The following is a 12,302-nucleotide window of genomic DNA, read 5'->3' as shown; positions in this document are numbered from 1 at the left end:
TTTTTTTATGCCCGTTCGCTGACGGGCCGATTCCATGACAGACGTAGCTACGCCTCCTGCCACGCTGGCCTTGCCCGCCGATTCGGTCGGCATCGTCACGCCGCAGCGCATGCATTTCCCCGAGCCGCTGAAGCTGCGCAACGGCACCTCGATCACCGACTACGACCTGATGGTCGAGACCTACGGCACGCTCAACGCAGCCCGCTCCAACGCCGTGCTGGTGTGCCACGCGCTCAATGCCTCGCACCACGTGGCGGGCGTGTACGCGCACGATCCGCGCGACGTGGGCTGGTGGGACAATATGGTCGGCCCGGGCAAGCCGCTCGACACCAACCGCTTCTTCGTCATCGGCGTCAACAACCTCGGCTCGTGCTTCGGCTCGACCGGGCCGATGAGCCCGAACCCCGCCACCGGCAATCCCTACGGCGCGATGTTCCCGGTGGTGACGGTGGAAGACTGGGTCAACGCGCAGGCGCGCGTGGCCGACCAGTTCGGCATCGCGCAGTTCGCCGCGGTGATGGGCGGCAGCCTGGGCGGCATGCAGGCGCTGGCCTGGAGCCTGATGTATCCGGAGCGGCTGCGCCACTGCATCGTGGTGGCCTCCACGCCCAAGCTGTCGGCGCAGAACATCGCCTTCAACGAGGTGGCGCGCAGCGCCATCCTGTCGGACCCCGACTTCCACGGCGGCAACTACTACGCGCACAACGTCAAGCCCAAGCGCGGCCTGCGCGTGGCGCGCATGATCGGCCATATCACCTACCTGTCCGACGAGGACATGGCCGAGAAATTCGGCCGCGAGCTCAAGACCGACGACATCCGCTTCTCGTTCGACGTCGAGTTCCAGGTGGAGAGCTACCTGCGCTACCAGGGCGACAAGTTCGCCGAGTATTTCGATGCCAATACCTACTTGCTGATCACGCGCGCGCTGGACTACTTCGATCCGGCGCTGGCGTTCGGCGGGGACCTGAAGCGCGCGGTGGCGCAGACGCAGGCCAGCTTCCTGGTGGCCAGCTTCACCACCGACTGGCGCTTCGCGCCCAACCGCAGCCGCGAGCTGGTCAAGGCGCTGCTCGACAACAAGCGCCCGGTCAGCTACGCCGAGATCGACGCGCCGCATGGCCACGACGCCTTCCTGCTGGACGACCCGCGCTATCACGACCTGATGCGCGCCTACTACGAACGCATCGCCGAGGAGATTGGCGCATGAATGCCGCTGCCAACCCCAATATCCTGGCGCTGCGCCCGGACTTCCGCGCCATCGCGCGCTGGATCGAGCCCAATTCCACCGTGCTCGACCTGGGCTGCGGCGACGGCAGCCTGCTGCGCGTGCTGCAGGACGAGCTGGACGTGCAGGCCTACGGCATCGAGATCCAGGACCAGGGCGTGCTGGCCTGCGCGCAGAAGGGCGTGCACGTGATCCAGCAGAACCTGGAAGGCGGGCTGGCGCTGTTCGAGGACAAGAGCTTCGATACGGTGATCCTGTCGCAGACGCTGCAGACCATCCACAACACGGCGCAGGTCCTGCGCGAGACGCTGCGGGTGGGGCGCGAATGCATCGTGTCCTTCCCCAACTTCGGCTACTGGCCGCACCGCCTGTCGGTGTTCCGCGGCCGCATGCCGGTGTCGGAGGCGCTGCCCTACCAGTGGTACAACACGCCCAACGTGCGCGTGCTGACCATCAGCGACTTCGAGGCGCTGGCGCCCAAGGTCGGGCTGCGCATCGTGGACCGCGTGGTGATGCACGAGGGCGTGACCGTGAACTGGGGCGGGAACTGGCGCGGCAGCCTGGCGGTGTACCGCGTTTGCGCGACCTGATCGCGACCTGATCGCGACCTGAGCGCCAACTGAGCGCAGGCTAGCCGCTCGCGCCGTCTCCCGCGCCGGCCTGCGCCACCAGGTGGTCGACGAAGGCGCGGACCTTGGGCGCCAGGTGGCGCGTCGGCGTATAGACCGCGTAGGCGGTGCCCACATAGGGTTCCAGGATCTCCCAGCCGTCCAGCACGGCCGCCAGCCTGCCGGAGGCCAGTGCCGCCGCGGCGGAGAAATCGGGCACCAGTCCGATGCCGCCGCCGGCCTCGGCCATGGCCACGATCGCCATGCTGTTGTTGAGCGTGACCCGTGGCGGGATCCGCAGCGACACGGCCTGGCCGTCGTCCTTGCGCCGCAGGCTCCAGCGCTCGCCGAAGGCGCCGTAGCCGAGGTAGATGCAGCGGTGCGTGGCCAGCGCGGCCGGCTCCTGCGGCGTGCCGTGCCGCGCCAGCCAGCCGGGTGCGGCCACCAGCCGGTAGCGCACCGGGCGCAGCGGCCGGGCCGCCAGGCCCGGCGCCAGTTCGCGCGCGATGCGGATGGCGACGTCGACGCCTTCCTCCACCAGGTCCACCAGCCGGTCGGCCAGCGTGAGCTGCAGGTCCAGCTGCGGGTAGCGGTCCAGCAAGGCCGGCAGCAGGGGCGCCAGCCACGCCTGGCCGAACACCACCGGCGCCGTCACGCGCAGCAGCCCTTGCGGCGCGGCGCCGTAGGCTCCGGCCAGCGTGTCGACTTCCTGCGCCGCCGCCACCATGCGCGCGCAGGCGGCATGCACGGCCTGGCCCAGTTCGGTGAGCGCGAAGGCGCGGGTGGTCCGCTGCAGCAGGCTGCCGCCGATGGCCGCCTCCAGCCGCGTGACATGGCGGCTCACCGCCGACGGCGTCATGCCCAGCTGGCGCGCGGCGGCGGAGAAGCTGCCGCATTCCACCACCCGGGCAAACACGGCCATGGCATTGAGTTGCGCGACGGGCATGGATGACCTCCTGCATTTGTGACGGCAGGTCAAATAGTAATTGCATTGCTGATGGATTGTTGACCTGTGTGCATGGTGAAACAATGCATCCATGCAAAGCACAATCCGCAGGAGAACGACATGAGCAGCAATCAATCCACTGCCGCCGCCGGGGCGCATGGCGCGGCGCCTGCCGCCGGCTCCGGGCAGCGTGGCGGCGCCTGGCGCATGGTGGCGGCCATGGCGCTCTCGGGGACCATCGGCTGGTTCGTGGTCACCAGCGGGCAGCCGCCGGTGGACGTGGTGTTTTTCCGCTGCCTGTTCGGCGGCGCCGCGCTGCTCGGCACGCTGGCGCTGCGGCGCGGCTGGCAGCCCATGCGCCGCGCCGAATGGGGCTGGCTGGCGCTGGGTGGCGTCACGCTGATCCTCAACTGGCTGTGCCTGTTCTCGGCCTATGCCTATAGCGGCATCTCGGTTTCCACCGTGGTCTATCACACCCAGCCGTTCTTCCTGCTGCTGCTGGCGGCGCTGTTCCAGCGCGAAGCCATCGCGCCCGGGCGGCTGGCCTGGCTGGTGCTGGCCTTCGGCGGCGTGATGCTGATCACCGGCATCGAGCATGGCGGCGCCGGCCGCGGCATGCTGGCCGGCGTCGGGCTGGCGATGCTGGCGGCCCTGCTGTACGCCATCACCACCATGGCCACGCGCCGCCTGAAGGGGATTCCTGCCGGGCAGATCGCCGGGCTGCAGATGGTGCTGGGCGTGCTCATGCTGTCGCCGCTGGCGCATCCGGCGGTGGCCAGCTTCGATGGCCGTACCTGGGGCGCGCTGCTGGCGCTGGGCCTGGTGCATACCGGCGTGATGTACACGCTGCTCTACGGCGCTTTCCAGCGGCTCAATGTGCTGTCGATCGCCACGCTGTCGTTCGTCTATCCGCTGGTGGCCATCGTGATCGACGTGCTGGTGTTCGGCGTGGTGCTCACGGCGCTGCAACTGGCGGGCATGGCGATGATCCTGCTGGCGGTGGTAGGCAACCAGCTTGGCTGGGCGCCCTGGCAGCGCAGGCGGGCAGGGGACTGACGGCAAACACGCCGGTTCAGCGGACCAGGGCGGTTTTGGCGTATTATCGAACGGTCGTACTTTTTTGTAGACCGATCATCCGGTCCCGATTGCAGAACCACAAGACGCCGAGACGCCGAGACATCATGACCGCCACGCAAGTCGCCAGCCTGCCCGTCCATTCCTTCGACCACGCGATCGCGCTGGAGCCGGCGGGCGGCAACCTCTTCCACGGCCGCACCACGCCCGCATACTGGAACATGATCGGCCCGTTCGGCGGCATCACGGCGGCCACCCTGCTGCAGGCCGTGCTCCAGCATCCGGCCCGGCTCGGCGATCCGTCCGCGCTGACCGTCAACTTCGCCGGCCCGATCGTGGAAGGACCGTTCGTGATCGAAGCGCGTCCGGTGCGCACCAACCGCAATACGCAGCACTGGTCGATCGAACTGCGCCAGGGTGACGAGGTGGCCACTACCGCCACGGCCTTTTTTGCGGTGCGCCGCGAGACCTGGGACTGCACCGAGGCGGCGTTCCCGCAGGTGCCGGCCGCCGACGCCGTGCCATCCATGGCGGGCTTCGCCCCGGTGCGCTGGCTCAAGGCCTACGATCTGCGTCCGGTGCGCGGCGCCAGGCCCGATGCCGAGCCTGGCACCGAGAATCCCGACAGCCTGACCCAGTTCTGGCTGCGCGACGCGCCGGCGCGCACGCCGGACTTTGCCGCCATGGCGGCGTGGTGCGACACCTTCTACCCGCGCATCTTCCTCAAGCGCGCCGGCTTCGTGCCGGCCGGCACGGTGTCATTGACCACGTACTTCCATGCCGATGCCGCCACCCTGGCCGGCCTGGGCGACAGCCATGTGCTGGGCAGTGCGCAGGCGCAGGTGTTCCGCCAGGGCTTCTTCGACCAGAGCGCCCAGATCTGGAGCCCGCGCGGCGAGCTGCTGGCCACCTCGCACCAGATCGTCTACTACAAGCAGTAAGGAGGCCGCGGCCGCCGGCTCAGGCGGTCACGGCGCGCGCGCTGGCCTCGTAGCGGTGCACGGTGTTGCGCATCGCCCAGAGCAGCGCCACGCCCGGCAGCGCCACCACCACGGTGCTGAGGTAGAACGCCGGCCAGCCGAAGGCCTCCACCAGGTAGCCCGAGCTGGGGCCCACGTAGACGCGCCCGACCGAGGCCAGCGCCGACAGCAGCGCGTACTGGGTGGCGGAAAAGGAGCGGTTGCACAGCGTCATCAGCAGCGCCACGAAGGCGGCCGTGCCCATGCCGCCGCACAGGTTCTCCACGAAGATGGTGGCGCCCATGCTCCACAGGTGCGGCGGCGTCACCGCCAGCAGCCAGTAGCCGAGGTTGGACACGGCCTGCAGCACGCCGAACAGCAGCAGCGAGCGGTACAGGCCAAGGCGCACCATCAGCGTGCCGCCAAACAGCGCGCCGACGATGGTGGCGGCCAGTCCCAGCGTTTTGTTGACCAGGCCCACTTCGCCGGCCGAGAAGCCCACGCCGCGGATCAGGAAGGTGGTGGAAAGGCTGCCGGCAAAGGCATCGCCAAGCTTGTACAGCACGATCAGCAGCAGCAGCCACCACGCGCCCGGACGCGAGAAGAAGTCGCGCAGCGGCCCCAGCACCGCCTCCTCCATCGAGCGCGGCGTGCGTGCCGGCGACTCGGCCTCGGGCGCCCACCACAGCGAAAAGATACCGATGCCCATCAGGCCGGCCATCAGGATGTACATCTGCTGCCAGCCCATCACGCGGTCGGCCAGCCACAGCGCCAGGCCGCCCGACACCAGCATCGCCAGCCGGTAGCCCAGCACCTTGACCGCCGCGCCGACGCCGCGCTCGGGCGCGCGCAGCACGTCGGTGCTGTAGGCGTCGAAAACGATGTCCTGCGAGGCCGACAGGAAGGCCACCAGCGTGGCCAGTGCGGCCAGCGTCCACAACGCCTCGCGCGGCGGGCAGAAGGCCATCCCGGCGATGCCCAGCACCAGCGCGAGCTGCGTGACCAGCAGCCAGCCGCGGCGCCGGCCAAGCAGCGGTGGCGTGTAGCGGTCCATCAGCGGAGCCCACAGGAACTTGAAGATATAGGCCTGGCCCACCAGCGAAAAGAAGCCGATGGTCTTGATGTCGAGGCCTTCCACCGTCATCCAGGCCTGCAAGGTGCCGGAAGTGAGCGCCAGCGGCAGGCCGGAAGCAAAGCCCAGCGTCAGCATGGCGCCGATGCGGCGGTTGCGGAAAATGTCGAGATAGTCTTGGAAGGTCATGAATCAGTGGGCATCAGGCCGGGCGAGGCGCCGTGTATTATTGCATTACCGTTGCGGCCGGCCCCGGTGGATGTCCGGCCCTTTTCCAGTCCAAATCGTTCCGCGTGCCGCCGACCGCTTCCGGGGAATCTTCCATGTCCGATTGCCAGCGTTGTCAGAACCGCCACCGGCGGGCCGGGATGGCGATGCCGCGGCGGTTCGCCGCACTGGCCCTGGCCGCCTCGGCCGCGTTCGGCATGACGGCGGGCCTGGCGCAGGAGGCCGGGCCCGACGACGGCATCCGCGTGCAGCGCGGCGGCGCCTCGGTGCGGCAGATCGTCCCGGTCGAGGTGATCGAGCAGCAGGCCTCGCAGGAGTACGAGCAGCTCAAGGAAGAGGCGCAGTCCAAGCGCACGCTGATGCCGGACAGCAATCCGCAGCTGATCCGCCTGCGCGCCCTCGCCAAGCGGATCCTGCCGCAGACGCCACGCTGGAACGAGCGTGCGCGGCAGTGGAAGTGGGAGGTCAACCTGATCACCTCGAAGCAGGTCAATGCCTTCTGCATGCCGGGCGGCAAGATCGCTTTCTACACCGGCCTGCTCGAGCAGCTCAAGCTGACCGACGACGAGGTCGCCATGGTGATGGGGCACGAGATCGCCCACGCCCTGCAGGAGCATGCGCGCGAGCGCGCCGCCAAGTCCGAGATCACCAATCTCGGCGCCAATGTCATCTCGCAGCTGTTCGGCTTCGGCAACCTGGGCAATATGGCCATCGGCGCCAGCGCGCAGCTGCTCACGCTGCGCTTCTCGCGCTCCGACGAGACCGAGGCGGACCTGGTCGGCATGGATATCGCCGCGCGCGCCGGCTTCGACCCGCGCGCCGCGATCTCGCTGTGGCAGAAGATGGGCATGGTGTCGCAGGTCGCGGCGCAGCCCGGCTCCGAGTTCCTCTCCACCCATCCCTCCGGCCGGACCCGTATCGCCGAGCTCGAGAAACACATGCCCGAGGTGTTGCCGCTGTACGCGCGCGCCATCGAGTCCAATATGGCCAGGCTGCCGGCTTACCGCGCCAATATGGCCAACCTGGGCGACGCGCCGGTCGACAGCGGCGACGACGACCGCCAGGCGCCACTAAAAAAGTAAAGACGGCCAGGGCCTCCGCCTTGCGGCGTATCGCATACGATGAAAGGCAGGCGTGGCTGGCGTGGTCCGGGCCGCCCGCCGGGTGCCATGGCGCGCAGCGCCGATGGCATTTCCCGTTGCGTCGCTGAGCAAGGAGCGGAACATGAAACGATGGGTGCGGTTCAGCCTGATGGCCGGTGCCCTGCTGGCCGGAGCCAACGCGCAGGCCGGCGACCAGTTGCTCAACCAGCCGATCGACAAGGCGCTGGCGTCGGCCGATGCCAAGGCGCGCGTCGATCCGTCGATCAAGCTCCAGTTTGGCCTCAACCGGCCGGCCGATGTCCAGGGCGGGCAGTCGTTCAAGACCGTCAAGCGCATCCGCCGGCCCATTGACACTAGCAGCGCCACCGGCGGCCCGCCGCCGCCGGGCGACGAGGAACTGTGCGCGACCACCTTCGTGCAGGCGGTGCAGGAGCTGCAGCAGCGCGCGATGAAGGAGGGGGGCAACGCGGTGATCGATATCCGCAGCAACTGGAAGAACGACGAGACCGCCAGCGACAGCACCTATGTCTGCGCCAAGGGCGGCGTCTTTATCGGCGTCGCGCTCAAGGGCGTGGTGGTCCGCACGGGCAGCTGAGCCCGGCTGCGGCCGCCCACGAAAAAAGCCGGCGGCTGCCGGCTTTTTTCGTTTGCCGCGAGCGGCAGGGCGAGGATCAGGCGCTGAGCCCGGTTGCCTCGTCCGCGCCCACGTGCACGTTCATGCATTGCACGGCGGCGCCGGCGGCGCCCTTGCCCAGGTTATCCAGGCGCGCCATCAGCACGATGCGCTCGGCCGAGCCGAACACGAACAGGTCCACGCGGTTGGTATCGTTGCTGGCCTGCACGTCGAAGAAGCCGCCGTCGAGATTGGCCTCATMGCCCACCGGCATCACGCGCACGAACTGCTCGCCTTCATAGTGCTTGCGATAGATGTCGGCGATCTGCTCCGGCGTGACCTTGCGCGCCAGGCGGTCCGGGTACACCGGCACCGTCACCGCCAGGCCCTTGAGGAAGTTGCCGACGATCGGGTTGAAGATCGGTGCCTGCGCCAGGCCGGTCTGCACGCGCATTTCCGGCAGGTGCTTGTGCGCCAGGCCCAGGCCGTAGGGACGCGGGCTGTTCAGCTTCGGGTTACCGCCGGCTTCGAACTCGGCAATCATCTGCTTGCCGCCGCCGCTGTAGCCGGTCAGCGAGAAAGCCGAGACCGGATAGTCGGCCTGCATCACGCCGGCTTCCACCAGCGGGCGCACGGCCAGCACGAAGGCACTGGCATGGCAGCCCGGCACGGCGATGCGCTTGCTCGCGCGGATCTTCTCGCGCTGGCCGCGCGTCAGTTCCGGCAGGCCGTAGGCCCAGCTGTCGGTGGTGCGGAAGGCCGTGCTGGCGTCGATCACGCAGGTGTCCGGGTTGGTCACCAGAGACACGGCTTCGCGCGAGGCCACGTCGGGCAGGCACAGGAAAGCGACGTCGGCGGCATTCAGGAATCGTGCTCGTTCGGCCGGATCCTTGCGCTTGTCGTCGGCGATACGCAGCAGTTCCACGTCGGAACGGCCGGAGAGATAGTCGAGCAACCGGAGGCCGGTGGTGCCTTCCTGACCATCTACGAACACTTTGAAAACCATGGCGGACTCACTCGGAAATACGAAGGTTCCCGTGCCGGAATCGGACGGGAGCCTGCATTGTAACTAGGTTGGAACAGGTTCGGGCCGCTACAGCGGGAAGTCGTAGTCGATCGACAGCGGCGCGTGGTCGCTGAACTTCTCGTCCTTGTAGATCGAGGTGGCGTGCGCCGTCCCGGCTATCTTCGCGGTCGCCAGGTGGTAGTCGATGCGCCAGCCGACGTTCTTCGCGTAGGCCTGGCCGCGGTTGCTCCACCAGGTGTACTGCTCGGGGCGCGGGTCCAGCTTGCGGAATACGTCCACATAGCCGTGCACATCGAACAATTCGCCGATCCAGCTGCGCTCTTCCGGCAGGAAGCCCGAGTTCTTCAGGTTGCCCTTCCAGTTCTTGATGTCGATTTCCTTGTGCGCGATGTTGACGTCGCCGCACAGCACGATCTCGCGTCCGCTGGCCTTGAGTTGCAGCAGGTGGGGCAGGAAGGCTTCCATGAAGCGGAACTTGGCGAGCTGGCGCTCTTCGCCGCTGGAGCCGGACGGCACGTAGACGGAAATCACGGCCAGGTGCGGATACTGCACCTCGACGTAACGGCCCTCGCTGTCGAACTCGGCGCAGCCGAAGCCGGTGATCACGCGCTCGGGCTTGTGGCGGGTGTAGAGGCCGACGCCGCTATATCCTTTCTTCTCCGCGTAGTGGAAATAACCGTGGTAGCCGTGCGGCGCGAGGAACGCTTCGGTCATGTCGGCGGCCTGGGCCTTGAGCTCCTGGACGCAGACCATGTCGGCGTCCTGCTTGGCCATCCATTCGAAAAAGCCTTTCTTGGCCGCGGAGCGGATGCCGTTGAGGTTGGCGCTGATAATCCGTAACATCTCGGGAAATTTTGAAATCAGAGAGAAAAGATGACGCAGCAGACGACGCCGCAGCCCGGCGCTGGTGACCTCAGCCAGACTTTCATCCGCTTCGCGCTGGACGCCGGCGTGCTGTCCTTTGGTGAATTCGTGACCAAGGCCGGCCGCAAGTCGCCGTACTTCTTCAACGCGGGCCTGTTCAACCAGGGTGCAATGCTGGGCCAGGTGGCGCAATTCTATGCGAAAACCCTGCTGGCCTCGGGTCTGGACTTCGACGTCCTGTTCGGACCGGCCTACAAGGGCATCACCCTGGCCTCGGCCACCGCGGTGGCGCTGTCCGGCCTCGGACGTGACGTGGGCTTCGCCTACAACCGCAAGGAGGCCAAGGACCACGGCGAAGGCGGCACGCTGGTCGGCGCCAAGCTCAAGGGCAAGGTGGTGATCGTCGACGACGTGATCTCCGCCGGCACCTCGGTGCGCGAATCGATGCAGATGATCCGCGCCGCCGGTGCCGAGCCTGCCGCCGTGCTGATCGCGCTCGACCGCATGGAAAAGAGCGGCACGGCCGAGCAGGTCGGCACCCATTCCGCGGTGCAGGATGTACAGCGCGAATATGGCGTGCCGGTCATCTCCATCGCCAGCCTGAAGGACCTGCTCGCCTACCTGGACGCTTCCCAGGATCCCGCTCTGGGCGGCTCGCGCGAGGCGGTTGCTGCCTATCGCCAGCGCTACGGCGTATAGTCTGGTTTCTGTCGCCCGGGGCATTGCAAGGTTTTGTCGCCATGCAGCAGGCCACGGGAACCGCGCGGAAAAATCGCCGGTCTGATTGATCTCGCTGGCCGGCCGGGATGGTCCCGTCGCCAGCGATTCGCCTTGCCGCCCGGCAAGGCGGCGCAGCATCTCTTCAGGAGGTTAGCTGGCGATGGACATCAAGACGATCCGCGAGCAGGCATTCGCCATGCCGCTCACCAGTCCGGCCTATCCGATGGGTCCGTACCGCTTCATCCACCGGGAATTCTTCATCATCACCTACCGCACCGATCCCGCGCTGCTGCGCGCGGTGGTGCCGGAACCGCTGGAGATCACGGATGCCGTGGTCAACTACGAGTTCATCCGCATGCCCGATTCCACCGGGTTTGGCGACTACACCGAATCGGGCCAGGTGATTCCCGTCACCTACGAAGGCAAGGCCGGTACCTACACCCATGCCATGTACCTGGACGACCATCCGCCGCTGGCGGGCGGGCGCGAGTTGTGGGGCTTCCCGAAGAAGCTCGCCAGCCCCAGGCTCGAGGTCCACACCGATACCCTGGTCGGCACGCTCGACTACGGTCCGGTGCGCGTGGCCACCGGCACCATGGGCTACAAGCACCGCGAACTCGACAAGGACGCGCTCGGCCTGGCGCTCTCCAGCACGCCCAACTACCTGCTCAAGGTCATTCCGCACGTGGACGGCAGCCCGCGCATCTGCGAGCTAGTGTGCTACTTCCTCAAGGACGTGGAGATGAAGGGCGCCTGGACCGGCCCGGCGGCACTGTCGCTGTCGCCGCACGCGCTGGCGCCGGTGGCCGCGCTGCCGGTGCTGGAGGTGCTCGGCGCCAGGCACTTCGTGGCCGATCTCACGCTCGGGCTGGGCGAGGTGGTGTTCGACTACCTCGCCTGAGCGGCCCGCACGCTCGCCGGTGCGGCCGGTCCTGCCCGGCCTGCCGTCCGGTTCTTCGCTCTTTTCATTCCCGCGCACCGCGGGCATTGCGCCCGCAGCAACCAACCCGCATCAACCATACGAGGTGTCTTCATGAAGCTCCAGGGAAAAACCGCCATCGTCACCGGCGCCGCCAGCGGCATCGGCAAAGCCATTGCCGACCTGCTGGCCAGGGAAGGCGCGGCGGTCGCCATCGCCGACCTGAATCTCGAAGCGGCGCAGAAGGCCGCGGCCGACATCGAGGCGGCCGGCGGCCGCGCCATCGCGGTGGCGATGGACGTAACCAGCGAGGATGCCGTCAACAGCGCCACCGACGAGGTCGCCAAGGCCTTCGGCGGCATCGAYATCCTGATCTCCAACGCCGGCATCCAGATCGTCAACCCGATCCAGAACTACGCCTTCTCCGACTGGAAGAAGATGCAGGCCATCCACGTCGACGGCGCGTTCCTCACCACCAAGGCCGCGCTCAAGTACATGTACAAGGACAAGCGCGGTGGCACCGTGATCTACATGGGCTCGGTCCACTCGCACGAAGCGTCGCCGCTGAAATCCGCCTACGTCGCCGCCAAGCACGCGCTGCTCGGCCTGGCGCGGGTGCTGGCCAAGGAAGGCGCGGAGTACAACGTGCGCTCGCACGTGATCTGCCCGGGCTTCGTGCGCACGCCCCTGGTGGACAAGCAGATCCCGGAACAGGCCAAGGAGCTGGGCATCAGCGAAGAGGAGGTGATCCGCCGCGTGATGCTGGGCGGCACCGTGGACGGCGTCTTCACCACCGTGGACGATGTGGCCCAGACCGCGCTGTTCCTTTGCGCATTCCCGTCGGCGGCGCTGACCGGCCAGTCGTTCATCGTCAGCCACGGCTGGTACATGCAGTAAGCAAGGACGGCCGGCGCGGCGGCACCATGCCGCCGGCCGGCCGCGCG

The 12,302-nt window shown here is 67.7% G+C and carries 13 protein-coding genes; 9 read left to right on the top strand and 4 right to left on the bottom strand.

The window, feature by feature from the left end; translation table 11 throughout:
• Positions 1 to 34 precede the first annotated feature (34 nt).
• Positions 35 to 1,207: a homoserine O-succinyltransferase MetX gene (metX, locus tag AC1DK4_RS04540; RefSeq protein WP_441617487.1), complete on the top strand. Its 1,173-nt coding sequence runs from the start codon at positions 35 to 37 to the stop codon at positions 1,205 to 1,207.
• Positions 1,204 to 1,815, top strand: a complete 612-nt coding sequence (gene metW / locus AC1DK4_RS04535) for a methionine biosynthesis protein MetW (protein ID WP_441617489.1) — start codon at positions 1,204 to 1,206, stop codon at positions 1,813 to 1,815. Before metX ends, metW begins: the two co-directional genes overlap by 4 nt.
• A 40-nt stretch (positions 1,816 to 1,855) precedes the next feature.
• On the opposite strand, the gene AC1DK4_RS04530 is transcribed toward metW, so the two are convergent.
• Complete coding sequence (locus AC1DK4_RS04530; RefSeq protein WP_441617491.1) at positions 1,856 to 2,779, bottom strand: LysR family transcriptional regulator; 924 nt, start codon at positions 2,777 to 2,779, stop codon at positions 1,856 to 1,858.
• A gap of 207 nt (positions 2,780 to 2,986) precedes the next feature.
• Between AC1DK4_RS04530 and AC1DK4_RS04525 the strand changes: the two genes are divergently transcribed.
• Together AC1DK4_RS04525 and AC1DK4_RS04520 are read left to right on the top strand one after the other, a co-directional pair.
• Positions 2,987 to 3,835, top strand: a complete 849-nt coding sequence (locus AC1DK4_RS04525) for a DMT family transporter (protein ID WP_441650136.1) — start codon at positions 2,987 to 2,989, stop codon at positions 3,833 to 3,835.
• A 125-nt stretch (positions 3,836 to 3,960) separates the two neighbouring features.
• Positions 3,961 to 4,794, top strand: a complete 834-nt coding sequence (locus AC1DK4_RS04520; protein ID WP_441650126.1) for an acyl-CoA thioesterase — start codon at positions 3,961 to 3,963, stop codon at positions 4,792 to 4,794.
• A 19-nt stretch (positions 4,795 to 4,813) separates the two neighbouring features.
• Here the strand turns inward: AC1DK4_RS04520 and AC1DK4_RS04515 are convergent, their stop codons facing one another.
• A complete protein-coding gene (locus AC1DK4_RS04515; protein WP_441617495.1) occupies positions 4,814 to 6,073 on the bottom strand; it encodes a muropeptide transporter in 1,260 nt (419 codons plus the stop codon).
• A 185-nt stretch (positions 6,074 to 6,258) separates the two neighbouring features.
• Between AC1DK4_RS04515 and AC1DK4_RS04510 the strand changes: the two genes are divergently transcribed.
• Positions 6,259 to 7,194 carry a M48 family metallopeptidase gene (locus AC1DK4_RS04510; RefSeq protein WP_441650135.1) on the top strand — a complete coding sequence of 312 codons (936 nt, stop codon included), beginning with the start codon at positions 6,259 to 6,261 and terminating at the stop codon, positions 7,192 to 7,194.
• Between the two features lie 142 nt (positions 7,195 to 7,336).
• The gene (locus tag AC1DK4_RS04505; RefSeq protein ID WP_441617497.1) at positions 7,337 to 7,810 is read left to right on the top strand and encodes an excinuclease ATPase; all 474 of its coding nucleotides are present in this window, start codon (positions 7,337 to 7,339) and stop codon (positions 7,808 to 7,810) included.
• 76 nt (positions 7,811 to 7,886) lie between these two features.
• On the opposite strand, the gene argC is transcribed toward AC1DK4_RS04505, so the two are convergent.
• Both argC and AC1DK4_RS04495 read right to left on the bottom strand, forming a co-directional pair.
• Positions 7,887 to 8,834: an N-acetyl-gamma-glutamyl-phosphate reductase gene (gene argC / locus AC1DK4_RS04500; protein WP_477131407.1), complete on the bottom strand. Its 948-nt coding sequence runs from the start codon at positions 8,832 to 8,834 to the stop codon at positions 7,887 to 7,889.
• An 87-nt stretch (positions 8,835 to 8,921) separates the two neighbouring features.
• The gene (locus AC1DK4_RS04495) at positions 8,922 to 9,698 is read right to left on the bottom strand and encodes an exodeoxyribonuclease III (RefSeq protein WP_441617501.1); all 777 of its coding nucleotides are present in this window, start codon (positions 9,696 to 9,698) and stop codon (positions 8,922 to 8,924) included.
• A gap of 30 nt (positions 9,699 to 9,728) precedes the next feature.
• Here AC1DK4_RS04495 and pyrE point away from each other — a divergent pair, with 30 nt between their 5' ends.
• The 3 genes from pyrE to AC1DK4_RS04480 all read left to right on the top strand — a co-directional run bounded on the left by pyrE (position 9,729) and on the right by AC1DK4_RS04480 (position 12,255).
• Positions 9,729 to 10,418 carry an orotate phosphoribosyltransferase gene (pyrE, locus tag AC1DK4_RS04490; protein ID WP_441650125.1) on the top strand — a complete coding sequence of 230 codons (690 nt, stop codon included), beginning with the start codon at positions 9,729 to 9,731 and terminating at the stop codon, positions 10,416 to 10,418.
• A 181-nt stretch (positions 10,419 to 10,599) separates the two neighbouring features.
• On the top strand, positions 10,600 to 11,340 hold the full coding sequence (locus AC1DK4_RS04485; protein ID WP_441617505.1) for an acetoacetate decarboxylase: 741 nt from the start codon (positions 10,600 to 10,602) through the stop codon (positions 11,338 to 11,340).
• Between the two features lie 132 nt (positions 11,341 to 11,472).
• On the top strand, positions 11,473 to 12,255 hold the full coding sequence (locus AC1DK4_RS04480) for a 3-hydroxybutyrate dehydrogenase (protein ID WP_441617507.1): 783 nt from the start codon (positions 11,473 to 11,475) through the stop codon (positions 12,253 to 12,255).
• Positions 12,256 to 12,302: the final 47 nt, after the last annotated feature.

This window comes from Cupriavidus sp. 05N38 (assembly GCF_056397345.1).
The sequence above is the reverse complement of the archived record's forward strand: the minus strand, read 5'-3'. Positions and strand labels throughout refer to the sequence as shown.

Excerpts from the sequence above, each read along its gene's own strand:
- metX (WP_441617487.1), top strand. The coding sequence starts at position 35 with ATGACAGACGTAGCTACGCCTCCTGCCACGCTGGCCTTGCCCGCCGAT.
- metW (WP_441617489.1), top strand. The coding sequence starts at position 1,204 with ATGAATGCCGCTGCCAACCCCAATATCCTGGCGCTGCGCCCGGACTTC.
- AC1DK4_RS04530 (WP_441617491.1), bottom strand. The coding sequence starts at position 2,779 with ATGCCCGTCGCGCAACTCAATGCCATGGCCGTGTTTGCCCGGGTGGTG.
- AC1DK4_RS04525 (WP_441650136.1), top strand. The coding sequence starts at position 2,987 with ATGGTGGCGGCCATGGCGCTCTCGGGGACCATCGGCTGGTTCGTGGTC.
- AC1DK4_RS04520 (WP_441650126.1), top strand. The coding sequence starts at position 3,961 with ATGACCGCCACGCAAGTCGCCAGCCTGCCCGTCCATTCCTTCGACCAC.
- AC1DK4_RS04515 (WP_441617495.1), bottom strand. The coding sequence starts at position 6,073 with ATGACCTTCCAAGACTATCTCGACATTTTCCGCAACCGCCGCATCGGC.
- AC1DK4_RS04510 (WP_441650135.1), top strand. The coding sequence starts at position 6,259 with ATGCCGCGGCGGTTCGCCGCACTGGCCCTGGCCGCCTCGGCCGCGTTC.
- AC1DK4_RS04505 (WP_441617497.1), top strand. The coding sequence starts at position 7,337 with ATGAAACGATGGGTGCGGTTCAGCCTGATGGCCGGTGCCCTGCTGGCC.
- AC1DK4_RS04495 (WP_441617501.1), bottom strand. The coding sequence starts at position 9,698 with ATGTTACGGATTATCAGCGCCAACCTCAACGGCATCCGCTCCGCGGCC.
- pyrE (WP_441650125.1), top strand. The coding sequence starts at position 9,729 with ATGACGCAGCAGACGACGCCGCAGCCCGGCGCTGGTGACCTCAGCCAG.
- AC1DK4_RS04485 (WP_441617505.1), top strand. The coding sequence starts at position 10,600 with ATGGACATCAAGACGATCCGCGAGCAGGCATTCGCCATGCCGCTCACC.